Source organism: Brevibacterium marinum (assembly GCF_011927955.1).
Taxonomy (GTDB): Bacteria; Actinomycetota; Actinomycetes; order Actinomycetales; family Brevibacteriaceae; genus Brevibacterium; species Brevibacterium marinum.
This window is the reverse complement of sequence record NZ_JAATJN010000001.1, coordinates 2,420,076-2,446,094: the sequence shown is the minus strand read 5'-3', so window position 1 is coordinate 2,446,094 and position 26,019 is coordinate 2,420,076. Positions and strand designations below refer to the sequence as shown.

The following is a 26,019-nucleotide window of genomic DNA, read 5'->3' as shown; positions in this document are numbered from 1 at the left end:
GAGGCGGTTCAGGCCCGGGGATTGACGACCGGTTCGGGCTGGTCGTCCTTCTTCTTCAGTCCGATGACCAGCCCGACGATCGCCAGCACGAAGCAGGCTCCGACTCCGACGGTCAGACCGGGGGCCGCTGCATAGGCCGTGACCAGTGCCTTGAATCCGATGAGTCCGACGGTCGAGTAGATGAGGGCCCACAGTGACCCGCCGACGGCGAGCGCGGGAATGTAGCGACGGTAGCTCATCCCGGTCGTGCCCGCAGCCAGGTTCAGCACGGTCTGCACTCCGACCATGAGGAAGCTGACGACGATCACCGGTGCACCCCATCGCTCGATCATGGCTTCAGCCTTGCGGTACTTCGGTCCGGACATGATCGTGTCGATGCGGTCGATCTTCCGGAACCCCCTGCGCGCCAACCGTCCCAGCAGGAAGGTTCCGCCCGCGCGGGCCAGAATGATGCCGAAGAGGATCAACCATGTGACGGCGATGGGAAACGACCAGTCCAGAGGATTCATCCCGAATCACTGACTCCGCCCTGGTACGGATGGCTTCTGATGCTCACACCGCAATTGTACGCCAGGTGAGGCCAGCCTTCCCTCACCTGGTTCTCGCGCAGCCGTGCACGTCGGCCTGCACAGACTCACGTACACGGCTGCGCGGCTGTCCGTCTCAGACGAGTTCTCCGCCCTGATACACGGAGTTCACGCGGTCCTCGATTCCTCTGACGTCCTCGGTGCTGAGATCGCCGTCGACCACAACGAGGTCGGCGAGCGCGCCCTCACCGATGCGACCGACCATGTCGTGACCGAGCAGATCGGCAGCGACGGAGGTGCCCGCCGCCAGTGCCTCTCCGGTGGACAGGCCGACCCCGGCCAGGAGGCTGATCTCCTCGAGGTTCTCACCGTGCGGCCCGACGCCGGCATCGGTGCCCAGAGCAATCCTGATGCCGGCCTCATGGGCCTTCGCGATCGACGCATAGTGCGCCTCGATGACGGCGTGGGCCTTGTCGACCACGGACTGGGGCAGCGCCGAACCCGCCTCGGCGGACTTGATCACTGCCTGGGGAGCCTGCAGGGTCGGGACCAGGTACGTGCCGTTATCGAGCATCAGGTCGATGGCTTCGTCGTCGAGGTAGATGCCGTGTTCGATCGAGCGCACACCGGCGCGGACCGCATTCTTGATTCCCGGTGCACCCTGGGCATGGGACATGACGTGGGCGCCCTGGGCCGCCGCCTCGGCGACGATGACGGCGATCTCCGCCTCGGTGAACTGGGAGTGCCGAGGATCGTCCCGGGGCGAGAGCACGCCTCCGGTCGAACAGATCTTGATGTGATCGGCACCTGCCCGCAGCAGTTCACGGGTTTTGCGCTGCACGCCCTCGAGTCCGTCCGCAACACCCGAGGGCCTGCCCGGGTGTGGGGCCATGAACGGTGAGTCCGCTCCCGAGACCAGGTGGAAATCTCCGTGACCGCCGGTCTGGGACATGATGTTGACCGCGATCGACATGCGTGGCCCGCGGACGACTCCCGTCTCGATCGCGACCTTGGCGCCGAGATCGGTGCCGCCCGCATCGCGGACGGTGGTCACACCGCCTTTGAGCGTCCTCTCCATCTGGGCCACGGAGTTGTAGAACTGCAGGGAGAACGGGTCGTGGAACGACGAGGAGTCGCTGGCGCCTGTGCTCATCAGATGCACATGGCAGTCGATGACGCCGGGGATGAGGGTCTTGCCTGCACAGTCGACGTAGTCTGCGCTGGCGTCGTGCGAGCCCTGACCACCTTCGGTGACCGCAGTGACCTCTCCCCCGTCGACGACGACGTCTCGCAGGCCCACCAGGAACCGGGTTCCGTCGAAGACCTTGGCATTCTTGAAAACTGTGACCATTGGCTCTCTCCTCGTCATTGAAAATCGTTCGGACCACGTGCGCGATGCCCGTGGCTCACCTCTATCACGGACGTCTGCGTCGCGTCATTCTGCCTCGGATGGTTCCCTCGGGCACCAACAGTCTTTCATCCGAGTCTTCTGACGAGCACGTCGGAGTCCCCGTTGCGCCCGACTGCGACGAAGCCGTGGTCGGCGTAGAGGCGCGCCGCCTCGTTGCCGTCCTCGACCGAGAGGCTGATCGCCTGGAAGCCGCTCATCCTCGCCAGGGTGCTCACGACGTCGAGGAGCATGCCGCCGATCCCCTGGGACTGATACCCGGGCAGGACCGCCAGCGACAGCTCGGGGATGTCCGCCGCCACCCAGCCGTAGCCGGTGAAACGCAATCCCGCCTCGGAGTCGGTGTCATCCGACTTCTCGATCACGCCCTCGATCGCTGCCAGACGCAGCCAGGCGAGGCCGACGACCTCCGGGCCTGATCTCGAGTCCGAGTCCGGTCCGGCGCTGTCGGCGGAGTTCGCGTCGCCGGGCCCCGGCCCGTCGGATGTGTCTGCACTCGGGTCAGGAGCATAGGCGGCCACGGCGATGTCGCCGTTGCGTCCCCAGTCCTTGAAGTAGAAGGCGGCGTCATCGCGCTCGATGAGTTCGGAGATTTCGACGCGCGGCTTGTCCATCGACCAGTTGAAGCACAGATCGAGGAACGGCAGGAACACCTCGTCGGGGGTCTCATCGCCCAGTGGACGGATCCGGGACCTGAGCTCGCTCCGGCGATCCGCTTCGGCGGCAGTATGGTTCTGACGTTCGTTCATGAGATTCCTTTCTCGACCGCACGATCGATCCAGTCGTGGTTGCGCACTCTCCATCCCAATGTCAGCGCCCGGAGACCGACGAAGCCGATGCAGAACGCGGCCCACAGCCACAGTGCACCGGGCAGGTACACAACGACGGGAATCAGCAGGACCGCGTATCCGCCGACTGCCGCCAATTGTGCCAGAGCGAGATATCGCGCATCTTCGGCGCCCATGAGGACTCCGTCGAGGACGAAGACGTAGCCGGCGATGGGCATGCTCAGCGCGAGGACGGGAAGGAGACTCGTCAACTGCGCGACGACGTCCGGAGCCGATGAGAATCCGCGTGGGATGATTCCGGCACCGGCGAAGAGAATGATCCCGATCGCGACCCCGAAGACGATTCCCCAGAGGCACAGCCGTCGGTTGATGGCGCCCACTGCGGTGACGTTCCGTGCTCCCAACTGCAGCCCGATCAGGGCCTGGCCTGCGATGGCCAGGGAGTCGAGGGCGAGCGCCAGAGCGAAGAAGAGGCTCTGGGCGACCTGGATCGCGGCGAGCTCGGTCGTGCCCATCGCCGTGGCGAGGAAGACGAGGATGATCAGGGCCGCGCGCAGGGAGGCGTTGCGGACCAACAGCCATCCGGAGGTCTTCGCCGAGGAGAGCACACCGGACCAGTCGGGGCGCAAAGTGGCGTGGAATCGCCGCGCCGCCCTGACCGAGATCAGCACGTAGACGGAGCACATGCCGGCTTGGGCGATGACTGTGCCGAGCGCCGACCCGGCGACTCCCATGCCGAGGCCGTAGATGAAGATCGCGTTGAGCCCGATGTTGGCGATGCATCCGACAGCCGCCACCACAAGTGGCGTCCGAGTGTCTTGGAGTCCACGCAGAAGTCCGGTGGCGGCGATGACGACGAGCATGAACGGCAGGCCCCACCAGGAGATGGCGAGGTAGGACTGCGCGCCCTGGGCGATGTCCGCACCGGGGTCGAACGCGGCGATGAGTGGCTTGAGCAGAGGCAGGCCGACGACGAGCAGCAGCGCCGAGGTGCACAGAGCGAGCCAGATCCCGTCGAAACCGGCGTTGATGGCACCCGACCGGTCCCCCGCTCCGATCCGCTTGGCCACTCGTGGGGTCGTGGCGTAGGCGAGGAAGATCATCAGGCCCAACACCGTCTGCAGAATCGTCGATGCGATAGCCAGCGATCCGAGCGCACCGGCGCCGAGGTGGCCCACCATGGCCGTGTCCGAGAGCAGGAAGACGGGTTCGGCGATCAGCGCCCCGAGAGCCGGAAGTGCCAACCAGAGGATGTCCTTGTCGATCGCTGCCACGAATCGAGTCTAACGAATCGTGCGCTGCGAGTCGCATGCCCCGTGTCATACCACTTGGTGGGCGCGTCGTGTCAGTGGCGAATGAGAGCATCTGAGAACAAACGAATTCGGACTATTCAAACTCGAATGGACATGCATTCAATGGGACTCGACGATACTCAATCGATCGATTGATTCGAGCTTTAGTACTATTTCAGTACTATTTGTATTCGGATTGTTATCAACTTAAGTCTACTTACCAGGTATGATTGGTCTAAGAGCAGGCACGATCGAGCAGAGCCACAGAACAGATCCACAGGGCAGTGGAGAGGAGGCCGAACGATGAAGCGAATGGACGATGGCAATGACGACAATTCACGTTCAGTTCCGCCTCCGGATGGATCCGCCTCGGCGGCACCCAACGGCCGTCGCCTCGACATCGACGAGGACTCTCCATTCGGCGATCTTCTGGCAGCCTACTCACACAGCGACCAGGCACAGCTCGCGGCTCTGGACGCCACCAGTGCGATCTTCGTCCGAGAAGTTGCGCATTACCTCGGCCTCGCAAGCCCCGACCTGACCGTTCCCTATGACTTCGCTACCGTCGCAGAGACTCTCCGTCGACACAGCGAAGGCGACAACCCCAGGCCCATTCCCCGCCCGAAGACCAGCCGCACGTCGAATGCGACTGACACGGCTGCAAAGCCCACCGTCGGACACTCCCCCAAATCGAAGCGGAAGAAGGACCGCGGAGCGGGACGCAGGCTGCGTCGTCAGCGGCGGCAGGCCAGTGAGAGTCGTCAGCGGCCAGCACCCCTGCCCGACTTCCCCGCTTTCGTTCCCACGTCGACCTTCAACGGCTGGACGCATCAATACGCGTGGCCCGACGACATCAGTGAGTACTCCGCGCTCCTCGGCGCCACCACTTCCGGGGCTTACAAACACATCACCTCCGCGATGACCTTGGTCCACGGCCTGCCCAAGTTCCATCAGCGCTGCAGCGACGGCGATTTCACCATCGAACACGTCGCGTTCGTCACCCGCCGCTGCCGCGACGTCGAATTCAGGCATCTGCCGAGCATCGACGACTATCTGGCCGACAGACGCGCAGACATCACCATCGAAACCTTCAAACGCTCGCTCGCCCTCAAGATCGAGTCGATCCAACCGGCACAGGCGACCCTGGAAAAGGTCGCAGTCCGTCGCCGAGTCGACATCAGCACGGGGGATGACGGTACCGCCTACCTCACCCTCACGGGTCCCTCGCCCGAGCTCCACGCATGCTACAGGCGGGTCGAAGCGTTCGCCCGCGCCGTCTACACCGGAAACGTCGGAGCATTCGGCGACCAGCTGCGTCCCAGCGACAGATTCGATGACGATCGCGGCATCGATGCGCTCATGCTCGACATACTCACTCGAACCCGACCCCAGCTGAAGCTTCGGATCACCAGCAACAACACCACGACCGGCGCCTCCTCGAGCACCGACTTCCCCATTGACGGCCTCTTCGTCGACCCGGACGGCGTTCCGGTGAGTCCGGAGGAGTCCCTGTCCGACTACATCGAACGGACATTCGGGCAACTGCACGACGAAGAGAAGCCGGCGGTCGCCTCCGAAGGTCAGGGGCGGGCAGTGTCCGAAGGTCAGATGCACGACCGTCGATTCGCTGATGCCATCATGAACAGCCACCCCTCACCCGGCAGCTCGTTCTATGGAAGTCCCGAAACCGATTCTTCATGCACAGACGACGGTGCGATGACCACAGTCGATTACGAGATCCTCCTCGACATGCCCACGAATGAGGCGTGGTTGTCCCGGCAGGCCCGAACGACCATCACCGTTCCGATGCTGAGCTTGCTCAATCAGACCCCGGGAGAGAACAACGACGATGTCGGCCCAGCCGATGCCGTCGGGCCTCAGACAGAGACGAAAGACGCTGCCGGTATCAACAATCTGGCCGAAACGGCCGCGGGATCGACAGCGAACCGGGCAGAAGAGGCGTCGACAGCGGCCAATGTGTGCGACTTGGCAGGCATGCTGCCTGACGGCTCACCCCTCCCAGCGGACATGGCCCGCAGGCTCGCCGGCTTTTCATCGACCTGGACGCGGATCCTCACCGATCCCGCAACCGGCACGCCCCTGGATGCGAAGGCGACCAGCTACACGATCCCGAACAGCATTCGACAGACCCTCGCCGCGCAGTGGATGAACTGCACGGCACCCGGATGCACCCGGCGTGCCGATGTCACCGAGGTCGACCACATCGTTCCCTTCGACCACGACAATCCTGACCAGGGCGGACCGACCCGGTTCGGCAACCTCCACAATCTCTGCCGACTCCACCACCAGGCGAAGACGGACCGAAAATTCTCGGTCAGAATGGCCGAACCCGGCCGGCTCGAGTACATCTTCAAGCACGGAGTCACCACCGAGGTGCTGCCACCCGACAATCCGATCAACGTCGAACATGCCAGGCTCTTCCTCAAATACTTCGCGACGTCACCGCCGGCTGCTCCCCCTGCCGACAGTCAGAAATATCTTCCGACCGCACCGACGAGACAAGAGAAGCAACCGACCGAACAGTCTCAAACCGGGCAGCCTACGACCGAACAGTCTCAGACCGCTCCGTCACCGACCGAACAGTCTCAAGCCGAGCGGCGACAGACAGCACCGCCGATGGTTGCTCCTGCCGAAGGCGCCCGGGCCCCCGGCTGGGTCGAATACATCGACCCCTTCTCCGGGCGCCCCGACCGGAAACGGTGGTTCTGGGACTCGGGCGAACCACCACCGTTCTGACGGCTCAGCAGACTTCGAACAGACCTGCCGCGCCCTGCCCGCCGCCGATGCACATCGTCACGACGACGTATTTGACTCCACGACGACGTCCCTCGATGAGTGCGTGACCGACCAAGCGGGCGCCGGTCATTCCGTACGGGTGTCCGACCGAGATGCCGCCGCCGTCGACGTTGTACTTCTCGGGATCGATTCCCAGACGTTCCCGGCAGTACAGTGCCTGAACAGCGAACGCTTCGTTGAGCTCCCAGAGTCCGATGTCATCGATCGACAGCCCCTGAGCCTTGAGCAGTTTGGGAATCGCGAAGACCGGGCCGATTCCCATTTCGTCGGGATCACAGCCGGCGACCGCCATGCCGCGATAGATGCCCAGGGGTTCCAGGCCACGTCGGCTCGCCTCCTCACCCGACATCAGAACCGAGGCCGAGGCACCATCGGACAGCTGTGAAGCATTGCCGGCCGTGATGCTCGGCACCTGCGAGGCGTCGCCGGGCTTGAGCACCGGGTTCAACCCCGCCAGGCTCTCCAGCGTCGTCGACGGACGGTTCCCCTCGTCACGGTCGAGCCTCACCTCCTCCTGTGACGTCGCCTTCGTCTCCTTGTCGACGACGATCTTCGTCGTCGGCAGGGGCACGATCTCATCATCGAATCGACCGGCCTCCTGTGCGGCTGCAGTCCGCTGCTGGGAGGACAGCGAATACTCGTCCTGCGCTTCGCGGCTGACGCTGTAGCGCTCGGCGACCACCTCGGCGGTGGCGAGCATCGGATAGTAGATCCCGGGAACACGCTCGACCAGCCATGGGTCCTGTGCCCGGTACATGTTCATCTTGTCGTTCTGCACCAGCGACACCGATTCGACGCCGCCGCCGACCGCGACCTCCTGACCATCGAAGAGGATCTGCTTGGCAGCGGTCGCGATTCCCATCAGGCCCGAGGAGCACTGTCGGTCGATCGTCATTCCTGGAACCGTCGTGGGAAGACCGGCCCGCAGTGCTGCCTGCCGACCGATGTTGGTCGACTGGCTGCCCTGCTGCAGGGCGGCACCGAGGATGACATCTTCGACTTCGCTTCCTTCAAGGCCCGCTCGGGAGACGGCGTTGGCAACGGCATGACCCGCCAATTCCTGAGCCTGGGTATCGTTGAAGGCCCCCTTGTAAGCTTTTCCGATCGGGGTTCTGGCTGTGGAGACGATGACTGCTTCGCGCATGACGAGCCTTTCTTCAGTGATGTGCGCCGGACCTGAGTTCGCCGCAGGAGTGGTAATGGGAGCAGTGAGTCGGACCGGTCAGGCCTTCGGCCCTCCGGCCACGTAGATGACCTGTCCCGAGACGAATCCGGCCCCCTCGGAGGCGAGGAAGGAAGCCGTATGGGCGATGTCATCGGGCTTGCCGGTGCGCGCCACCGGAATCTGGCCGACGCCGGCAGCGATGAAGTCCTCGTAGTTCACGCCCACTCGCTCGGCAGTAGCCTTGGTCATGTCGGTTTCGATGAGGCCGGGTGCGATCGCGTTGGCAGTGACGCCGAATTTGCCGAGCTCGATCGCCCAGGTCTTCGTGATTCCCTGGATCCCGGCCTTGGCCGCAGAGTAGTTGGTCTGCCCGCGGTTGCCCAGCGCCGAGGTCGAGGACATCGACACGATTCGTCCGTACTTCGCCTCGACCATGTAGGACTGGACGGCCTTGGTCATCAGGAACGCTCCGCCGAGGTGGACGGAGAGGACCTTCTGAAATTCCTCATGAGTCATCTTGAAGAGCAGGTTGTCTCGCAGAATTCCGGCATTGTTGACGAGGACGGTGGGAGCGCCGAGGGTGTCGGCAACGGTTTTCACGGCAGATTCGACGGAGGCTTCGTCTGAGACGTCCGTGTCGACGCCCAGCCCCTTGACGCCGGCGGCTTCAATCGCCCTGACGGTTTCGTCTGTCGAGCCCATATCGAGGATGGCAACGTTCATTCCATCACGGGCCAGGCGCTGGGCGATGGCGGCTCCGATGCCGCGGCCGCCTCCGGTGACGATTGCTGTCCGAGTCATGACGATGATCCTCCGAAACGGTGGTTCGTGGTGTGGTTGCGATCAGGTGGTGTGTTTGCGATCAGTGAGCTTGCAATCTCAGTGACTTGGATCTCACTCTCTACAGGTCCACCTTAGACCACAAATGCCGCTGAACGATTGTTTGCTCAGAAGCTGGACTAGCCGATCGATGCCGAACATACCCGAAGACGGCCGCCGCGGAATTCGCAAAAAAGCGATTGACATCACATTTGATGATGGATAGGTTCCTTCCTAAGCCTCAATCGAATATTCGTTCAGATGGTCTTCGGGCTCGCGCCTCGGCGCCCCGATAATCTCGAGGAGCAATGTTGCTCCGTCTCACTTTTCAAAGGAGAAAAGATGATCTCGTTCTCGCGAAGGGTCAGCCGACCCGTGCTGGCTGCGGCCGTCATCGGCACATTCGCACTGACTTTGGGTGCCTGCGGTTCAAGCGGTGATTCCGGCGGCGATGACTCAGTGGTCATCGGCTATACCGGTCCGTTGAGCGGCGGCGGGGCGGCCTACGGTGAGAACGTCCAGACCGGACTGCAGATGGCTGTCGACGATCTCAATGAGGACGGCCTCGAAGTCGATGGGAAGAAGGTCACCATCGAACTCGAGTCCCTCGACGACAAGTACGCACCCTCCACCGCAGCCAGCAATGCGCAGCGGTTGGCAGATCAGGACGAAGCCCCAGTCGTCGTGTCCCCCAACGCCGGTGCGATCAAAGCGATCCAGCAGATCAACAACGGGCGGTCGAAATTCCTGATCGCGGCCTACACATCGGATCCCGCGATCATGCAGGTCGACAATCCGCTGACGATGATGATCCCACCCAACTTCGAGTCCTATGCCGCGCCCTACACCGAGCAGGGCATGAAGCATGGCGGCGAGAAGTTGGCCCTGCTCGGGACTCAGAGCGAGTACGGTCAGCAGTGGACGGAGGCGATCACGGACGAATGGGAGAAGGCCGGAGGCGAGATCGGGTCGGACAACAGCGTCGACTACGCCACTGTCTCGGACTTCGCCGGCCCCGTGTCCAAAGCGCTGGCGGAGAAGCCGGACTCGATATTCGTCGGCGGCCCTTCACAGCCGACGGCTCTGATCATGGAACAAGCCCGGAAACAGGGCTTCGAAGGCAGTTTCCTCGTCATGGATCAGGCAAAGCTCGACGAGATGGCGACCGTGACCGAGATCGAGAACCTGACGAACTCCATCGGGGTGCTTCCGGTCAAAGAATACGATGACCCCGGTAATAGGGACTTCCTGAAGAAGTACGCGGACGTCGCGGGTGATGACAAGGTCGCAACCAGCGAGACCGCGCTGAACTATCAGAGTGTGGCCGTCATCGCCAAGGCGATGGAGGTGGCCGGCACAACCAGTGAGCCCGAGAAGATCCGCGCGGCGATCCCGGATGCGTTGAGCCAGGTCGATGACAAATACAAAGTCAATGGGTTCCCGACCGAGATCACCGGTCAGGGGCATCTGATGAACCCCGAATTGGAAGTCACCCACTTGGACGAAAACGAGAAGTACGTGAAGGTTCCTGTCGACCAGGTTTCCGACGTCAAGTGATCGCCACCGTCGGCACTTCCGGGGCCGCCACCGTCGGCACTCCGGGGCCGCCGCCGTCGGCGCTCCGGGGCCGCCGCCGTCGGCGCTCCGGGGCCGCCGCCGTCGGCGCTTCCTCGGGGTGGGGCCTGAGCGTCATGCCCCGCTCGCACCGTCCGACCCCCTGTGAGGATTCTCTTCATGACACTTTTCACCCAACAGCTCTTCAACGGTGTTGCGCTGGGCGGGGTCTATTGCCTCGCCGCGATCGGCCTGACCTTGGTCTTCGGAGTGCTGCGCATTCCCAACCTCGCACACGGTTCGCTGTACATGCTCGGCGCCTATGTCACCTACTTCTTTCTCACGACGATCGGAGTGCCCTACGTCGCGGCAATCGGCCTCGCGGCGCTCATTCTCTTCGTCATCGGTGTCCTGCTCGAACGCCTGGTCTTCCATCCGCTGCGCAATTCCCCGCACACCCACCATATGATCGCGGCGATCGGAGCGATGTTCTTCTTCCAGTCCGTCGCACAGGCGGTCTGGGGCGCTGATTTCAGACGGATGGAGACTCCCATCTCCGGGAGCCTGCACATTCTGGGCGCTGAGATCTCGACGCAGCGCATCGTGATCATCGTCACGGCACTCATCGTTCTCGGACTGCTGACGTGGTTCATCAAACGCTCGATCCATGGTCAGACCGTCGAGGCGATCGAACAGGATCGGACTGGCTCTGCCCTGGTCGGAATCAATCCTGCCATGGTCTCGATGCTGACCCTGGGACTGTCCGCTCTGTTGGCGACCATTGCTGCGGGACTCGTCGCCCCCATCAATCTCCTCTCCCCCACCATGGGCGAATCACTCAACCTCAAGGTGTTCGCGATCATCATCCTCGGTGGACTCGGGTCCCTGCCCGGTGCCATCGTCGGCGGCTTCGCTCTGGCGATCGCGGAGACGATGACCTCAACGTACATCTCTTCGGGCGTGGGCGAAGCCGTGGCCTTCATCGTGCTGGTGGCGGTGTTGGCGATCAAACCCACGGGTCTGTTTGCAAAGGCGGTGCAGCGATGAGCGCGCTGAAGAACCCCCGCGTCCTCGGAACTCTCGCCGTACTGGTCTTCGTCGCCCTGACACCGGTGGCCTTCGGCGACGAGAACTACATCATGCGAGTCATCACGGTCGGCCTGTGTTCGGCGATCGCGGTCTACGGGATGAACATCATCCTCGGCTTCACCGGTCAGCTGTCCCTGGCTCAGGGCGGCTTCTTCGGCATCGGAGCATATGCGGTCGGACTGCTGACCACCGACTTCGACTGGTCGTTCTGGCAGGCCTTCCTCGTCGCCGTCGTCGGCACGTCCGCGATCGGCTACCTCTCCGGACTGATCGCCCTTCGCACGAAGGACGAGTACTTCGCGATCTTCACCATGGCCATCGGCTTCATCATCTATCTGACCATCAGCCGCTGGGAATCGGTGACGCATGCTCACTCGGGGGTCAACAATGTGAAGTTCCCCGAAGCAGGCGACGTCATCGACTTCAGCAACCCGACTGCGATGTTCTATCTCGTCTTCGTCATCCTGCTGATCTGCGTCTACGTCACCTACGCGGTTCGCCGTTCCAGTGTCGGTCGCGCCCTGCTGACGATCAGAACGAGCGAAGACCTCGCCGACGCCATCGGCGTCAGTGTGGGACTGAACAAACAGCTCGCCTTCGCCGCATCAGCCTTCTTCGGCGGCATCGGCGGTGGGCTCTACGCCTCGGTGGTGGGATTCATCGGTCCCGACGCCGCTGCCGTGGACAAGACGTTCGAGTTTCTCATGTTCATCCTGGTCGGCGGCATGGGCACAGTCGCAGGCCCCCTGGTGGGCACCATGATCGTGACGTTCCTGTTCGAGCTCTTTCAAGACTTCCAGGCGTACCGGTTCATCGTCCTCGGACCCATCATCATCGCTCTCGTGATCTTCGCACCTCGTGGCATCGTGGGATACCTGGGCGGGTTCGTCGACAAGCGGAGACGGAAGCGACGGAAGCCTTCATCCCGCAGGGATACGGCGACCGTCACCACCACAGAGGAGGTGAAGTGATGCTGCTCGAGATTCGCGGCCTCGGGAAACGCTTCGGTGGGCTCGACGCCGTCAAGGACATCGATCTGGATGTGCGGGAGGGAAAGGTCACCGCCGTCATCGGTCCCAATGGTGCCGGCAAGTCGACACTGTTCAATCTCATCCACGGGTTCTACCGCCCGACCTCCGGGACTGTGGCCTTCAACGGCCGTGACATCACCCAATCGTCTCCACACAGTTCAGTGGTCGAAGGGATCGCCCGAACCTTTCAGACGACCCATCTCTTCGACGAGTCCACGCTGTTGGAAAACGTCTTGGCCGGTCGCATCGTCCGCTCGAAATCCAACGTCTTCGACGCCATCTTCCATTCTCCTCGTCATCGACGCGAGTCCAAGGTCAACCAGGATGCGGCCCTCGAGGCGCTCGAATTCTGCGGCGTCGCGGAGCATCGCCACGATCTCGCCTCCAATGTGCCTCAGGAAGTGCAGAAGCGCACCGCGGTGGCCATGGCGTTGGCGACACAGCCAGAGCTGATACTCCTCGACGAACCTGCTGGAGGGATCCCTGAGGAGGAGACCACAGACTTCGGCGATCTCATCCGATCGCTTCCCGGCCGAGGAGTGTCCGTGCTTCTGGTCGAGCATAAGATGTCGATGATCATGGACCTGGCCGATACGATCCTCGTCCTCGACCACGGCCAGAAACTGGCGGTCGGTTCGCCCGCGGAGATTCAGAGCAATCCCGCGGTGATACGCGCGTATCTCGGTTCGACCACATATGAGGAGGACTGATGCTCTCGCTGCAGAACATCAGCGTCGGCTATGACGTCGCAGACGTCCTGCACGGCGTCAGCATCGCGGCCAAACCCGGCGAGCTGACCGTGGTTCTCGGAGCCAACGGATCAGGCAAGACGACACTGTTCAAGACCATCAGCGGTCTGCTTCGTGCGCGCTCGGGAACGATCGAGTACAACGGTCGGGCGATACAGAGAGTCCGACCGAACACCATCGTCAAACGCGGCATCGCACAGTGTCCCGAGGGGCGACACCTGTTCGGGAAGATGTCGGTGGAGAAGAACCTGCGTCTGGGTACCTACCCGCACAGGAACAAGACCCGCAAAGAGGAGATCCTCGCCGAGGTGTTCGACCTGTTCCCTGTTCTGAAGGAGAAGTCTGCCCAGCCGGCAGGTTCGTTGTCGGGTGGACAGCAGCAGATGGTCGCGATCGGTCGAGCTCTGATGTCCGACCCCGACCTGCTGATCATGGACGAGCCATCCATGGGGCTGGCACCTCTGGTGGTCGAGCAGGTGCTCGATTCGATCGCCCAGATCAACAGAAACGGCATCGGCGTGTTGCTCAGTGAGCAGAATGCGAAGGCCTCACTGGCGATCGCCCACCGCGGCTATGTGCTCGCCGAGGGACGTGTGGTCCTCGAAGACGATGCCGACAGGCTCTTGGACGATCCCCAGGTGCAGGCCGCATATCTCGGCCTGTGACGATCGGGTGGGTGCACCACCTGTGCTCATTCGAACCGCGACACGTCTCCGGCTCCGACGCGTGCGACTTCCGGTTCCTTGCCGGTGAAGTCGATGACGGAGGTGGGAACGAGACCGGGCACTCCGGACTCGATGACGACGTCGAGGTCCTGACCGATCTCATCGACCACGTCTTCGGCCTGGTTCAGCGGATCCTCCGCACCGGGCAACAGCAGAGTCGAGGACAGAATGGGCTCGCCCATCGCCTCGACGAGGGCCAGAGCCGTCACATTCTGTGGGATCCTCGCGCCGACGGAGTGCTTCTTGGCGTGCATCATCCGACGCGGCACCTCCTTCGTCGCCTTCATGATGAAGGTATATGGTCCCGGAGTCATCGATTTGATGACCCGGAAGTCGGAGTTGTCGACGATGACGAATTGTCCCAATTGCGCGAAGTCGCGGCACATCAGTGTGAAGTGGTGCTTCGAGTCCAGCTGACGGATTCGAGTGATCCGCTCGATCCCCGCCTTGTTGTCCAACGCGCAGCCCAGTGCGTAGCACGAGTCGGTGGGATAGGCGATCAGTCCCCCATCCCGCAGGGTCTGCGCGGCTTTCTCGATCAGTCGGTTCTGTGGGTTCTCAGGATGAATATTCAGTAGTGTCACCATACCTCATGCTAACCACTCACAGCACCCGGTGGCGAGAGGTCGCTGTAAGTCCGCGGCGGAGGACCATCAGTTCGTCGCCGAGGAGAGAATCATCAGTTCGCCGCCGAGGCGGGGGCCTGCGCATCCGTCTTCATCCGCGCATTCGCCGTGTCAGGGTCCGAGGCGAGAATTATGTTCACCCATCTCGCTTTGGGATCCGCGTCGATGAGCAGCGCCTTGAGCAGAAGCGTCGCCGGCAGAGCAAGAAGCGCCCCGAGCCAGCCGAGGATCCAGACCCAGAACAGCAGCGACAGGAAGGACACCAAGGGGGTGACACCGACCGATTCGCCGGTGAACTTCGGTTGGATGATCGCCTGGATGACGAAGTTGAGCACGCTGTAGGCGACGACGACCCAGACGGCCGACTGCCATCCGCCGTCGACGAGTGCCAGGAGTGCCGGAGGCACGAGGCCGATGACGAACCCGATATTGGGGATGTAGTTCGTCAGAAATGCCAGCACGCCCCATACCCAGATCAGCGGCACGCCTATGATCGACAGGGCGATGACATCGAGTAAGGCGACGATGAGCCCGAAGATCGTCGCGACGATCCAATAGCGTCGCACACCGCTGGCGAATCCTCCCAGCGATGCCGACAGGGTGGGCTTGACGTCGAGGAGCATCCGCATCCGTCTGTCGATGCCCATGGAGTCCATCGCCACGAAGAAGACGGCCATCACCACTGTGGTCAGCAGGCCCGCGACCATCGACACGTTGGTCAGCAGCGGGTAGACGGCATCGATGATGGACCTGACGTTGAATTGCTGGAACTGCTCTTGGAGCACCGAGGAGGTCACCCCGATGTCGGAGAGGAACGCCAGAGCGTTCTGGTACATCGAGACCAGCTGTTCGCCGTAGCTGGGGATGAGGATGACGAGTTCGGCCAGCGACCACGCCGTGAGCCCGAAGAATCCCACGATCATGCACAGCACGAGGACGACCGAGACGCAGGCCCCGATGGCCCGCGGGATCTTCAGCCTGGTCAGATACTTCTGCAGCGGATAGACGACGATGTAGAAATTGAGCGCCAAGAACACGGGGGCGACGATGTCCTGCAGGCTCCTGAAGAACATGAGCGCATAGGTCAGTCCTGCGATCGTCAGTGCCACGACGAGCACCCTGGCAGGCGGTTTCGCATACCACGGTCGTGGTTCCGGGCTCAGTCCCGTGTCTCCGCCGGCAGACTCCGGGACCGCCTGTTCCCGAGCTGCATCTTCCGGCGGTGCCTGTTCCCCGACTGCTTGGTCCCGGACTGCCTGATTCTGAGGTGGCTGCCCCTGAGCTGCCTGCTCCTGGGCGGCTCTGTCCCGAACGGCGTATTCTTCGGCAGTCTGTTCCCGAACGGCGTCTTCCTCGGCAGTCTGTTCCCGAGCAGCGTAATCCTGGGCAGCCCGTTCCCGGGCGGCCCGTTCCTCGGCGGTCTGTTCAGATCGCTCATCGACTTCTCGCCTGGCCGCCCTGGGGATCTGACCGTCATCGCTCACTCAGCGTCCTCGCCGTTTCTCCCTGATCCGCATCGACACCTCGATGGGGGTTCCCGCGAACCCGAACGTCTCTCGCAGACGCCTGATGATGAAACGACGATACCCCGGATCGAGGAATCCGGAGGTGAAGAGCACGAACTTCGGTGGTCGGGACTGTGCCTGAGTGCCGAACAGGATCCTCGGCTGTTTGCCGCCGCGCACCGGGTGCGGGTTCGCCGCGACCAGTTCGCCGAGGAAGGCGTTGAGTCGCCCGGTGGGGATCCGCGTGTCCCATCCGGCCAGTGCGGTCTCCATCGCCGGGACGAGTTTCTCGGCGTGGCGTCCCGTCCTTGCAGAGATATTCACCCGCGGTGCCCAGGACACGTGTGCCAGATCCCGTTCGATCTCACGTTCGAGGTAGAAGCGGCGTTCATCATCGAGCAGGTCCCACTTGTTGAACGCCAGGACCACGGCGCGACCGGCCTCGGCAGCCGTCGTCACGATGCGCACGTCCTGTTCGCTCAACGGCTCCTGAACTTCGAGGAGGACGATGGCCACCTCGGCGCGTTCGAGTGCGGTCTGCGTGCGCAGCGCCGCATAGAAGTCGGCGCCGCTGGCCTGATGGGCACGGCGGCGGATACCGGCGGTGTCGACGAACCGCCACTGCTTCTCGCCGAGTTCGATGAGTTCGTCGACGGGGTCACGCGTGGTGCCGGCGACATTGTCGACGAGCACTCGGTCGGTGCCGATCAGCTGGTTGAGCAGTGAGGATTTGCCGACATTGGGTCGGCCCACCAGCGCCACGCGACGCGGTCCGCCCTCTTCCACTCGGGTTTCGACGGCGGAGACCTCGGGCAGGATGTCGAGGACCTCGTCAAGGAGGTCGGCGACTCCGCGACCGTGAAGCGCAGACACCGTCCAGGGCTGTCCCAGGCCCAGCCCCCAGAGCTCGGCGGCCATGAGTTCGCCGCGTTCGTCGTCGACCTTGTTCGCGGCCAGCAGGACCGGCTTCTTCTTGCGCCGGAGCATCTTCACGATCATCTCATCGGTCGAGGTCGGGCCGGTCGTCGCGTCGACGACGAGGACCACCGCATCGGCCATGTCGACGGCGACCTCCGATTGGATCGCAATACGGGAGGCCATGCCCTTCGTATCCGAGTCCCAGCCGCCGGTGTCGACGATGGTGAATTCCTTCGTGTTCCATTCCGCCCGGTAGCTCACACGGTCGCGGGTGACTCCGGGGACGTCCTCGACGACCGCTTCGCGGCGACCGAGGATCCTGTTGACCAGGGTCGATTTGCCCACATTGGGCCGACCGACGACGGCGAGGACGGGATCGGCCCCGCGGGCCTCCTCGGCCTGGTATTCGAAGCCGTAGGCGTCGAGCAGCGCCCGGTCCTCGTCCTCGAGGTCATAGCTGGCGAGGCCGGCTTCGAGAGCTGTCGCCCTCTTCTCCGCCTCCTCGTCGCTGATGCTCTCGAGACGTTCGCTCAGGTGTTCGTCCGGAGTCTCGTGGAATTCTGATTCAGTCATTGTGAGTCCTTCACCAGCTTCAGCACCGTCTCGACCACCTGGTCGAAATCGATGTCACTGGTATCGAGTGTGTACACGCCCTCGGAGGCTTCCAGGAAGCTAGTCGTCGCCGAGTCCTTGACGTCACGGCCGGTGACCTGGGTCTGGGTGGCGGCGACAGCCTCGGCGTCGGCGTTTCCGTGGAGCTCCTTGGCCCGGCGGGCCACACGGACCTCGTCCCGGGCGGTCATCAGGATGCGGACCTCGGCGTCAGGGGCCACGACGGTCGTGATGTCCCGGCCCTCGACGACGATCCCGTCCGCGGCCGCGACGATGATGTCGCGCTGCATGCCGATGAGCTCCTCACGGGCGTCGACGACGGCGGAGACGGTCTGCACGTTCTCGGACACCTCGGCCTCGCGGATCTCCTCGCTGACGTCGATTCCGTCGACGGAGACGAAGAACTCGTCCGGGTCGGTCGAGATCTCCAGGTCGACTCCCCGCACCTGTTCGAGGACGTCGACCGGATCGGTCACTCCCCGGTTGAGGCACAGCCAGGCCATCGCACGGTACATGGCACCCGTATCGAGGTAGTGGTAGCCCAATCGACGGGCCGTCTCCTTCGCGGTGCTCGACTTGCCGACTCCGCTCGGTCCGTCAATGGCGACGACGCTCATGCAATTCCCTCTTTCTCGATGGCGGATTCGGGAATCTGCCATCCCTTCGACAACAAACCGATTTCAAGTTCCTGCTGGGTGGCCGGCACCACGGAGACATCGACGATGCCGAGCTTCTGTCCCGGCGCATGGTCCATCCGGAAGTCCTCGACGTTGATGTCGAGGTCGCCGATGTCCTTGAACAGTGTGGCCAGGGTCCCCGGGGTGTCCGGGACCAGGATCGTGACCACAGCATATTTGGTCGGAGCCTGACCGTGCTTGCCGGGGATCCGATCGTGGCCCTCATTGCCCAGCGCAATGGCCTTGGCCAGGACACCGGTCGACCCCGCCCCCAGCTCCAAGGCCGTGATCACATCGTCGAGTTCGGTCCGCAGCTCCACGAGCACCGAACGGACCTCCTCGGAGTTGCCGGTCAGGATCTGCGTCCACAGACGAGGGTCGGAGGCGGCGATGCGGGTCACGTCCCGCAGTCCTTGACCCGCCAGCGCGACCTCTTCCAACGGAGCGTGACGCAGCTGCGAGGCGACGAGGGAGGAGATCACCTGCGGCACGTGCGAGACCCGTGCGACCGCGGCATCGTGGATGCGCGGGTCGAGATGGATGACCGACGCCCCGGTGGCCTCCGCCATCTCCACAACTTCGCCGAGGCGGTCCGACGGTGTGTCCTCGTCCGAGCAGACCACCCACGGCCGAGCCGTGAACAGATCCGAACGTGCCGCGATCGCCCCTGACTTCTCCCGCCCTGCCATCGGATGGCACCCGATGTAGCGGTCGAGGTCCGAGCCGTGGACCAGTTCGCGCACTGCTTCGAGCAGGCGGGTCTTGACGCTCGCGACATCCGTGACAGTGGCGTTCGGGTAGGTCACCAGGGCCGAGGCGATGACCGGGGCGGCGACGTCTGGCGGGGTGGCCACGACCACGATCTGCGGGTCGTTCGCCTGGTCACCGGTGGGCATGACCTCGCCGGCTCCCAGATCGGCGGCCAGCTGCTGGGCCGTCGGTGAGGTGTCTTCGAGGCTGACCCGGTGGTCCTGTTCGCTCAGTGCCAGTCCGAGGCTCGCGCCCAGCAGACCGGTGCCGATGATGTGGATTCTCACAAGCCGACGGCCTCGAAGAGTTCGCCGGTCTCGTCCGAGCGCAGGGGGCGGATCTTGCCCTGCTTCTGTTCGTCGAGCGTGATCGGACCGAATTTCGTCCGCACGAGGCGCTCGACGGGGTTGCCGATCTCTTTGAGCAGGCGACGGACCACCCTGTTGCGGCCCGAGTGCAGGGTCAGTTCGACCACCGACTTGCCGGGAGTCGAATCCACGAGCCTGAAGTCATCGACCTTGACGAAGCCGTCGTCGAGATCGATGCCGGCCTTGAGGCGGGCGCCGGCGTCCTTGGCCAGCTGTCCCTTGACCTGCGCCAGGTAGGTCTTGGGGATCTCGTAGCGCGGGTGGGCCAGCCGGTTGCTCAGTTCACCGTCATTGGTCAGGAGGATGAGTCCCTCGGTCTCGGTGTCGAGTCTCCCGACGTGGAAGAGACGGTCGACGCGATTCTTGACATAGTCGGCCAGGCAGGGACGCCCGTCCGGATCACTCATCGTCGACACGACTCCGGCGGGCTTGTTGAGCACCAGGTAGACCTTCTGGGTCTGTGTCGAAATTCTCATCGTATCCACGTACACGGACTGCGTCTCGGGGTCGATCCGCGTGCCCAGCTCGGTGACGACGGAACCATCGACTTCGACCCGTCCGTCGAGGATGAGCTGCTCACATGCCCGACGCGAGCCCAGGCCCGCCTCGGCGAGGATCTTCTGCAGTCGCACACCCCCGCTGACATGGGCATCCGATGTTCTCCCTGTCCCTGACTGCGCCCTTTGGGAGGCCTTTGCAGAGGTACTGGAACGCTGTTTTCGGGTCGGACGATTGTGGCGCCCGCCAGGCGCTCGGGGATCACGGTATGGACTCATGGAGTCCATTCTCTCAAATCAATCGTCAACTCGTGACATCTCGTCGTCGAGTTCGCCCATCTCGTCGTCGCCGGAGGCCAGAACCTCGGCACTGTCGCTGCCCAGCTCGGCGACATCGGCGTCCTCAGGCAGGTACGGAGCGATCTCCGGAAGATCGTCGAGGCTGTTCATGCCGAGCGCGTCGAGGAACTGGTGTGTGGTCGTGTAGAGCAGCGCCGAGGTGGTCGCTTCCTTGCCTGCTTCGACGATGAGTCCGCGCAGGAGCAGGGTGCGGATGACGCCGTCGACGCTGACTCCGCGGATGGCGGCTATGCGCGGTCGTGAGATCGGCTGTCGGTAGGCGATGACGGCGAGCGTCTCGAGCGCGGCCTGAGACAGCTTCGCGCTCTGTCCCGAGGTCAGGAAGTCCTTGACGATCTCGTGGTAGTCCCCGCGAGAGAAGATGCGGAACCCTCCGGCGACGAGGCGGATCTCGAACCCGCGCTGGCGTCTGTCCTCAGCGCCGTCGTAGTCGGCCTTGAGCTCGGCGATGGCCTCGGAGACCGTCTCCTCGTCGAGGCCGAGCGCGGTGGCCAGCTCACCGGCCGACACCGCAGAGTCGCTGATCATGAGGACCGCCTCGATGCCGGCCAGGATCTCGTCGTCGATCATTCGGGCCCCTCTCCCCTGTCGGTGCCGCTGTCGTCCTCGATGGTGCCGCCGTCCCACTCCCCCTCGGTGCGCAGGTCCACGCCGTCCTCGGTGGATTCGGTCCGGACGATGAGCAGCGGGCCCAGCGGCTCCTCCTGATCGAAGTCGCAGAGTCCGACCTTGAACAGCTCCAGCAGCGCCAGGAACCGGGCCACGACGACCAGCGAGTTCTCGGCCGTGTCGAGGAGTTTCTGGAAGTCGAGGTCCCCTGCCCTGAGCAGCCCGAGGATGTGCCCGCGCTGTTCGGAGACGCTGACCAGCGGCAGGTGGATGTGGTCGACGGCGACGCTCGGGGGCGTGTGGTCGCGTTGGAGCACCGTGGCATACAGGCCGGCCAGCTCGCCGGGGCCGATGTGCATCTCCAACGGCGGCAGCACGTCCTGGAACTCCGCCTCCAAGCCGACGCTGCGTGGCACCCTGACCGAACCGGCGGCCATCGCATCGGCGAAGTACCGGCTCACGGACTTGTAGGCCCGGTACTGCAGGAGCCGGGCGAAGAGCAGGTCGCGAGCCTCGAGGAGTTCGAGGTCGAGCTCCTCCTCCCCGTCCTCGTTGGGCAGCAGACGTGCCGTCTTGAGGTCGAGCAGGGTCGCGGCCACCAGCAGGAACTGGGAGATCTCGGCGAGGCCGGAACCGGCCTTGGCACCGACGCGCTCGCTCAGATCGGTCGTGTACGCGATGAACTCATCGGTCACCTCGGCGAGGGCGATCTCCGTGACGTCGAGACGACGCTTCGAGATCAGCCCGAGGAGCAGGTCGAAGGGACCGGAGAAGTTCTCCAGCTCGACCTGGAACCCTTCGCTGACGGACTCGCTCAGGGCGCGCCTCCACGGGCGATGAGCTCCCTGGCCAGACGGCGGTAGGCCTCGGACCCTGCGTGCTTGGGGGCGAAGCTCGTGATCGGTTCGGCAGCGACCGAGGCGTCGGGGAACTTCACGGTGCGGTTGATGACCGTGTCGAAGACCCTGTCGTCGAAGGCCTCCATCACACGCGACATGACCTCTTTGGAGTGCAGGGTTCGCGAGTCGAACATCGTGGCCAGGATTCCGTCGACGACGAGCGAGGGGTTGAGCCGGTCCTGGATCTTCTCGATGGTCTCGACCAGGAGGGCGACACCGCGGAGGGCGAAGAACTCGGTCTCGAGCGGAATGATGACACCGTGTGAGGCGGTCAGAGCGTTGACGGTGAGCAGGCCCAGGGAGGGCTGGCAGTCGATGAGGATGACATCGTACTCGTCGGCGACCTTGGACAGAACGCGCGAGAGGATCTGCTCCCGGGCGACCTCACCGACGAGCTGGACCTCGGCGGCCGAGAGGTCGATGTTGGCGGGAAGGACGTCGATGTCGTCGAAATCGGTGCCGACGATGACCTCATGCGGGTCCATGCGGGGGTTCATCAGCAGGTTGTAGACGCTGGTGTCGAGGTCGTAGGGGTTGATGCCGAGGCCCACGGACAGCGCACCCTGCGGGTCGAAGTCGACGAGGAGCATCTTGCGTCCGTAGGCGGCCAGGGAGGCGCCGAGGTTGATCGACGACGTCGTCTTGCCGACGCCGCCCTTCTGGTTGACCATGGCGATGATGCGGGCGGGCCCATGAGTGTCCAGCGGTGCCGGTTCGTCGAAGTCCCGCTGCTCGGGGTCAGCGGAAGTCGACTTGGGAATATCCAACGCCTGTTGCGTATTCATCACTCGGATGGCCACCTTTCGTTGCTCTTGGCTCCAACCCTACCGCGCCCGGGGGTGCGAGGTCGCGTACACTTCACGCAATGTTTCCTCCGACACCTTCGTATAGATCTGCGTGGTCGTGACCGAGGCGTGTCCCAGCAGTTCCTGGACGACCCGGATGTCCGCTCCGCCCTCGAGCAGGTGTGTCGCGAAGGAGTGTCGGAACGTGTGCGGTGAGACCTCCGCCTCCAGCCCTGCCAGCTCGCCCGCGTCCTTGACGATCTGCCAGGCGGTCTGGCGCGACAGGCGTGTGCCCCGCGCATTGAGGAAGAGCGCACCGGCGGGGGACGAACTTCTGGCCTTGGCCGCCATCGCGGGCCGCACCCGAGACACCCAGGCGCCCAGCGCCGCGGAGGCATGCGATCCGAAGGGAACGATGCGTTCCTTCCCACCCTTGCCGTAGAGACGGACGAGGCCGGTGTCGAGGTCGACATCGTCGAGGTCCACCCCCACGGCCTCGGAGATGCGTGCACCGCTGGCGTAGAGGAGTTCGAGCAGCGCCGCCGCACGGATCTGCGTCGGTTCCTCGCCGGCCGTCGTGGCCAGCATCGACTCGATGTCGGCCAGGGACAGGGCCTTCGGCAGGCGCAGTCCCTCCTGCGGTGGGCTGACTTCCGAGGCCGGGTCGCTCCCGCTCAGTCCCTCGCCGAGGGCGAAGCTGTGGAAGCGGCGGAGAGCGACCAGGGCTCGTGCACGCGTCCGCGGCGCCAGGTCCTCGTCGAGCAGGTGCAGGGCGAAGGCTTCGACATGTGATCGTTCGACCTCGCCGAGGTGGCCGATCCCCTCCGCGCTCAGCCAGGTCCCGTACCTGGCCAGGTCGCGGGCGTAGGCGTCGATGGAGTTCCGGGACAGTCCGCGTTCGAACCGCAGCGAGTTCAGGTAGGTCTCGATGGCCCGCGCCAGGGACTGCGGCAGCTCGGGAAGAAGTTCGGCACCGTGCCGGGCCATGCGCCGGTCCTCAGTCCTGCGGGTTGCCGGACGAGCCCGAGGAATCGGTGCGTGCGCCGCCGGCAGAGGCGGGTTCGCCGGAGGCAGCGTCCCCACGCCCGTCGATCAGCAGCCTCGGCGCATCGACGCTGCGGGTCAGGACGGGGCCCCCGGCGGCCTCAGCCCGCAGGATCCGAGCGACCTGCAGAATCGCCAACTGGGCGATGGAGTTCGTGATCTCACCGGCACCCACGGCGTCGAGCGCCTCGTCGAGACCGGCCCACCGGAATCTGAACCCGGCTTCCTCTTCGCTGCGTGCGTGACGGTCCTCGTCGGCGATGAGTTCGAGGTCTCTCGCCAGGTAGAGGCGGATCGATTCGCTGCTGCCGCCGGGAGTCAGACAGGAGTCGGTGAGGACCTCCCAGCGACCGGCCCGCAGATCGGCTTCCTCGGCCAGTTCGCGCTCGGCCGCATCGATCGGGGCCTCGCCGGGCACGTCGAGCAGACCAGCCGGGACTTCCCACAGCCTGGCTCGCACGGGGTGTCGGTACTGCTGGATGAGCAGGATCCTCTCCTGCTCATCCACGCAGGCGATGGCGACGGCGCCGTTGTGGGCCATCATGTCGCGCACCAGTCCGGGGGCTTCGGGCAGATCGAAGGTCTCGCGCCGAATGTTCCACACCGCCCCGTGGTAGACCACGTCGGATTCGGTGATTCTCGGTGTGTACGCCTCGTCTCGCAGATCGCTCATGCGAGTCCTCCCGTCGGTCGAACTGGTTGATCCCGAACTGCTGCCTAGTTCTCGGTGCGCAGTGCCGCGGCCACGAGTCCGGCGAAGAGCGGGTGCGGCTTCGTCGGACGTGACTTGAGCTCGGGGTGAGCCTGCGTCGCCACATAGTAGGGATGGACGGATTCCGGCAGCTCCACGAACTCGACGAGCTCGCCGCTGGGTGAGGTGCCCGAAAACCGGAGCCCGGCTTCGGCCAGGTCCTCGCGGTAGGAGTTGTTGACCTCGTAGCGGTGCCGGTGGCGTTCCGTGATGAGGTTCGAACTGTAGACGCCGGCGACGACGCTTCCTTCATCCAGCTTCGCTTCGTAGGTGCCCAAGCGCATGGTTCCGCCCAGGTCGCCCTCGCCGTCGACGATGGAGAGCTGTTCGGCCATGGTCGCGATGACGGGAACCTGCGTGTCGGGGTCGAATTCGGAGGACGAGGCGTCACCGATTCCGACGACGTGGCGTGCGTATTCGATGACCATGCACTGCAGCCCCAGGCACAGGCCCAGGGTCGGAATGCCATTGGTCCGGGCGTAGGCGAGTGCGCCGAGCTTGCCGTCGATGCCGCGGATGCCGAAACCGCCGGGCACGCACATCGCGTCGAGGCCCGACAGCCGCTCGCGCGCCCCGTCCTCCGTGTCACAGTCGTCGGACTGGATCCATTCGACCTTCACCCGGGCGTCATTGGCGAATCCGCCGTGACGCAGCGCTTCGGTGACCGAAAGGTAGGCGTCGGGGAGGTCGATGTACTTGCCGACGATGCCGATGCGCACCTGATGTTCGGGGTTGTGGACCCGCTCGAGCACCCAGTCCCACTTCGTCCAGTCGACGTCGCGGAAGGGGAGGTTGAGTCGACGGATGACAAAGACGTCGAGGCCCCCGTCGTGGAGGACCTTCGGGATGTCGTAGATGCTGGGCGCGTCGACGCAGGAGACCACGGCATCGGATTCGACGTCACACGAGGAGGCGATCTTCGTCCGGATGGCATCCGGCAGCTCACGGTCGGAGCGCAGCACGATCGCGTCGGGCTGGATGCCGATCGAGCGCAGCGCGGCCACCGAGTGCTGGGTCGGCTTCGTCTTCAGCTCACCCGAGGGCCCGAGGTACGGGACGAGGGACACGTGGATGAAGAACACGTTGTCGCGGCCGATGTCATGACGGACCTGCCGCGCGGCTTCGAGGAAGGGCTGGGATTCGATGTCACCGACGGTGCCGCCGATCTCGGTGATGATGACATCGGGTCGGTCCTCGACGGGGCGCTCGGCCTGGGCCCGCATCCGCGATTTGATCTCATCGGTGATGTGCGGGATGACCTGAACGGTGTCGCCGAGGTAGGCGCCGCGGCGTTCCTTGGCGATGACCGAGGAGTAGACCTGTCCGGTCGTCACATTGGCCGCGCCGTCGAGGTCGACGTCGAGGAAGCGCTCGTAGTGGCCGATGTCGAGGTCGGTCTCGGCACCGTCTTCGGTGACGAAGACCTCACCGTGCTGGAAGGGATTCATCGTTCCCGGATCCACATTGAGGTAGGGATCCAGCTTCTGCATCGCCACGGACAGACCGCGCTGAGTGAGCAGATGGCCGAGGCTCGATGCCGTCAGTCCTTTGCCCAGCGAAGAGGCGACGCCTCCCATGACGAAGATGTGCTTTGCCGTATTTGTGCCGTCTGGGCCAGTTCTGTTCACCACGGGATTCGATTCTATCAAAGCCG

General features: G+C 64.0%; 25 protein-coding genes. 6 read left to right on the top strand and 19 right to left on the bottom strand.

Translation table 11 applies throughout. The annotated features are described in order from the left end of the window. Positions 1 to 8 precede the first annotated feature (8 nt). The 4 genes from BKA07_RS10775 to BKA07_RS10760 all read right to left on the bottom strand — a co-directional run bounded on the left by BKA07_RS10775 (position 9) and on the right by BKA07_RS10760 (position 3,997). Entirely contained in the window at positions 9 to 509 is a 501-nt protein-coding gene (locus BKA07_RS10775; RefSeq protein WP_167950898.1) for a DedA family protein, read from the bottom strand. Positions 510 to 663: 154 nt separating this feature from the next. Then, positions 664 to 1,878 (bottom strand): metal-dependent hydrolase family protein, encoded by a 1,215-nt coding sequence (locus BKA07_RS10770; protein ID WP_167950897.1) that lies wholly within the window; start codon positions 1,876 to 1,878, stop codon positions 664 to 666. A 125-nt stretch (positions 1,879 to 2,003) separates the two neighbouring features. Further along, a complete protein-coding gene (locus tag BKA07_RS10765; RefSeq protein ID WP_167950896.1) occupies positions 2,004 to 2,684 on the bottom strand; it encodes a GNAT family N-acetyltransferase in 681 nt (226 codons plus the stop codon). Further along, positions 2,681 to 3,997, bottom strand: coding sequence for an MATE family efflux transporter (locus tag BKA07_RS10760; RefSeq protein ID WP_167950895.1), 1,317 nt, complete (start codon positions 3,995 to 3,997; stop codon positions 2,681 to 2,683). The genes BKA07_RS10765 and BKA07_RS10760 overlap by 4 nt, the downstream gene beginning before the upstream one ends. Positions 3,998 to 4,318: 321 nt before the next feature. On the opposite strand from BKA07_RS10760, the gene BKA07_RS10755 reads away from it, so the two are divergent. Beyond that, complete coding sequence (locus BKA07_RS10755; protein WP_245161922.1) at positions 4,319 to 6,772, top strand: HNH endonuclease signature motif containing protein; 2,454 nt, start codon at positions 4,319 to 4,321, stop codon at positions 6,770 to 6,772. 4 nt (positions 6,773 to 6,776) lie between these two features. On the opposite strand, the gene BKA07_RS10750 is transcribed toward BKA07_RS10755, so the two are convergent. Continuing rightward, a complete protein-coding gene (locus BKA07_RS10750; RefSeq protein WP_167950894.1) occupies positions 6,777 to 7,976 on the bottom strand; it encodes an acetyl-CoA C-acyltransferase in 1,200 nt (399 codons plus the stop codon). A 78-nt stretch (positions 7,977 to 8,054) separates the two neighbouring features. After that, the gene (locus BKA07_RS10745; protein WP_167950893.1) at positions 8,055 to 8,798 is read right to left on the bottom strand and encodes an SDR family oxidoreductase; all 744 of its coding nucleotides are present in this window, start codon (positions 8,796 to 8,798) and stop codon (positions 8,055 to 8,057) included. 360 nt (positions 8,799 to 9,158) lie between these two features. On the opposite strand from BKA07_RS10745, the gene BKA07_RS10740 reads away from it, so the two are divergent. Beyond that, positions 9,159 to 10,373: an ABC transporter substrate-binding protein gene (locus BKA07_RS10740; protein ID WP_167950892.1), complete on the top strand. Its 1,215-nt coding sequence runs from the start codon at positions 9,159 to 9,161 to the stop codon at positions 10,371 to 10,373. Here the strand turns inward: BKA07_RS10740 and BKA07_RS10735 are convergent. Further along, positions 10,366 to 10,509, bottom strand: coding sequence for a hypothetical protein (locus BKA07_RS10735; RefSeq protein WP_167950891.1), 144 nt, complete (start codon positions 10,507 to 10,509; stop codon positions 10,366 to 10,368). The two genes, BKA07_RS10740 and BKA07_RS10735, sit on opposite strands and share 8 nt — an antisense overlap. A 41-nt stretch (positions 10,510 to 10,550) precedes the next feature. Here BKA07_RS10735 and BKA07_RS10730 point away from each other — a divergent pair, with 41 nt between their 5' ends. The 4 genes from BKA07_RS10730 to BKA07_RS10715 are packed head-to-tail and all read left to right on the top strand — an operon-like array spanning position 10,551 to position 13,904. Further along, entirely contained in the window at positions 10,551 to 11,417 is an 867-nt protein-coding gene (locus BKA07_RS10730; protein WP_167950890.1) for a branched-chain amino acid ABC transporter permease, read from the top strand. Continuing rightward, positions 11,414 to 12,430, top strand: a complete 1,017-nt coding sequence (locus tag BKA07_RS10725) for a branched-chain amino acid ABC transporter permease (RefSeq protein WP_167950889.1) — start codon at positions 11,414 to 11,416, stop codon at positions 12,428 to 12,430. Before BKA07_RS10730 ends, BKA07_RS10725 begins: the two co-directional genes overlap by 4 nt. Then, positions 12,430 to 13,200, top strand: a complete 771-nt coding sequence (locus BKA07_RS10720; RefSeq protein ID WP_167950888.1) for an ABC transporter ATP-binding protein — start codon at positions 12,430 to 12,432, stop codon at positions 13,198 to 13,200. Before BKA07_RS10725 ends, BKA07_RS10720 begins: the two co-directional genes overlap by 1 nt. Further along, a complete protein-coding gene (locus BKA07_RS10715) occupies positions 13,200 to 13,904 on the top strand; it encodes an ABC transporter ATP-binding protein (protein ID WP_167950887.1) in 705 nt (234 codons plus the stop codon). Before BKA07_RS10720 ends, BKA07_RS10715 begins: the two co-directional genes overlap by 1 nt. Positions 13,905 to 13,930: 26 nt before the next feature. On the opposite strand, the gene BKA07_RS10710 is transcribed toward BKA07_RS10715, so the two are convergent. The 12 genes from BKA07_RS10710 to BKA07_RS10655 all read right to left on the bottom strand — a co-directional run bounded on the left by BKA07_RS10710 (position 13,931) and on the right by BKA07_RS10655 (position 26,014). Continuing rightward, on the bottom strand, positions 13,931 to 14,551 hold the full coding sequence (locus tag BKA07_RS10710) for an L-threonylcarbamoyladenylate synthase (protein WP_167950886.1): 621 nt from the start codon (positions 14,549 to 14,551) through the stop codon (positions 13,931 to 13,933). Between the two features lie 92 nt (positions 14,552 to 14,643). Then, complete coding sequence (locus tag BKA07_RS10705; RefSeq protein WP_342449033.1) at positions 14,644 to 16,074, bottom strand: AI-2E family transporter; 1,431 nt, start codon at positions 16,072 to 16,074, stop codon at positions 14,644 to 14,646. Continuing rightward, positions 16,075 to 17,586 carry a ribosome biogenesis GTPase Der gene (gene der / locus BKA07_RS10700; protein ID WP_167950885.1) on the bottom strand — a complete coding sequence of 504 codons (1,512 nt, stop codon included), beginning with the start codon at positions 17,584 to 17,586 and terminating at the stop codon, positions 16,075 to 16,077. Continuing rightward, entirely contained in the window at positions 17,583 to 18,242 is a 660-nt protein-coding gene (gene cmk, locus BKA07_RS10695) for a (d)CMP kinase (protein WP_167950884.1), read from the bottom strand. The genes der and cmk overlap by 4 nt, the downstream gene beginning before the upstream one ends. Further along, complete coding sequence (locus BKA07_RS10690; protein ID WP_167950883.1) at positions 18,239 to 19,339, bottom strand: prephenate dehydrogenase; 1,101 nt, start codon at positions 19,337 to 19,339, stop codon at positions 18,239 to 18,241. Before BKA07_RS10690 ends, cmk begins: the two co-directional genes overlap by 4 nt. Beyond that, positions 19,336 to 20,052 carry a pseudouridine synthase gene (locus BKA07_RS10685; protein WP_342449032.1) on the bottom strand — a complete coding sequence of 239 codons (717 nt, stop codon included), beginning with the start codon at positions 20,050 to 20,052 and terminating at the stop codon, positions 19,336 to 19,338. Before BKA07_RS10685 ends, BKA07_RS10690 begins: the two co-directional genes overlap by 4 nt. A gap of 162 nt (positions 20,053 to 20,214) precedes the next feature. After that, positions 20,215 to 20,847: an SMC-Scp complex subunit ScpB gene (scpB, locus tag BKA07_RS10680; RefSeq protein WP_167950881.1), complete on the bottom strand. Its 633-nt coding sequence runs from the start codon at positions 20,845 to 20,847 to the stop codon at positions 20,215 to 20,217. Then, positions 20,844 to 21,626, bottom strand: coding sequence for a segregation and condensation protein A (locus tag BKA07_RS10675; protein WP_342449144.1), 783 nt, complete (start codon positions 21,624 to 21,626; stop codon positions 20,844 to 20,846). Before BKA07_RS10675 ends, scpB begins: the two co-directional genes overlap by 4 nt. 74 nt (positions 21,627 to 21,700) lie before the next feature. Then, positions 21,701 to 22,570, bottom strand: a complete 870-nt coding sequence (locus BKA07_RS10670; protein ID WP_167950880.1) for a ParA family protein — start codon at positions 22,568 to 22,570, stop codon at positions 21,701 to 21,703. 39 nt (positions 22,571 to 22,609) lie between these two features. Further along, positions 22,610 to 23,557 carry a site-specific tyrosine recombinase XerD gene (gene xerD, locus BKA07_RS10665; protein ID WP_167950879.1) on the bottom strand — a complete coding sequence of 316 codons (948 nt, stop codon included), beginning with the start codon at positions 23,555 to 23,557 and terminating at the stop codon, positions 22,610 to 22,612. Between the two features lie 10 nt (positions 23,558 to 23,567). Then, positions 23,568 to 24,287, bottom strand: a complete 720-nt coding sequence (locus tag BKA07_RS10660) for an NUDIX domain-containing protein (RefSeq protein ID WP_167950878.1) — start codon at positions 24,285 to 24,287, stop codon at positions 23,568 to 23,570. Between the two features lie 44 nt (positions 24,288 to 24,331). Beyond that, positions 24,332 to 26,014 carry a CTP synthase gene (locus tag BKA07_RS10655; protein WP_209044211.1) on the bottom strand — a complete coding sequence of 561 codons (1,683 nt, stop codon included), beginning with the start codon at positions 26,012 to 26,014 and terminating at the stop codon, positions 24,332 to 24,334. Between the last annotated feature and the right edge of the window lie 5 nt (positions 26,015 to 26,019).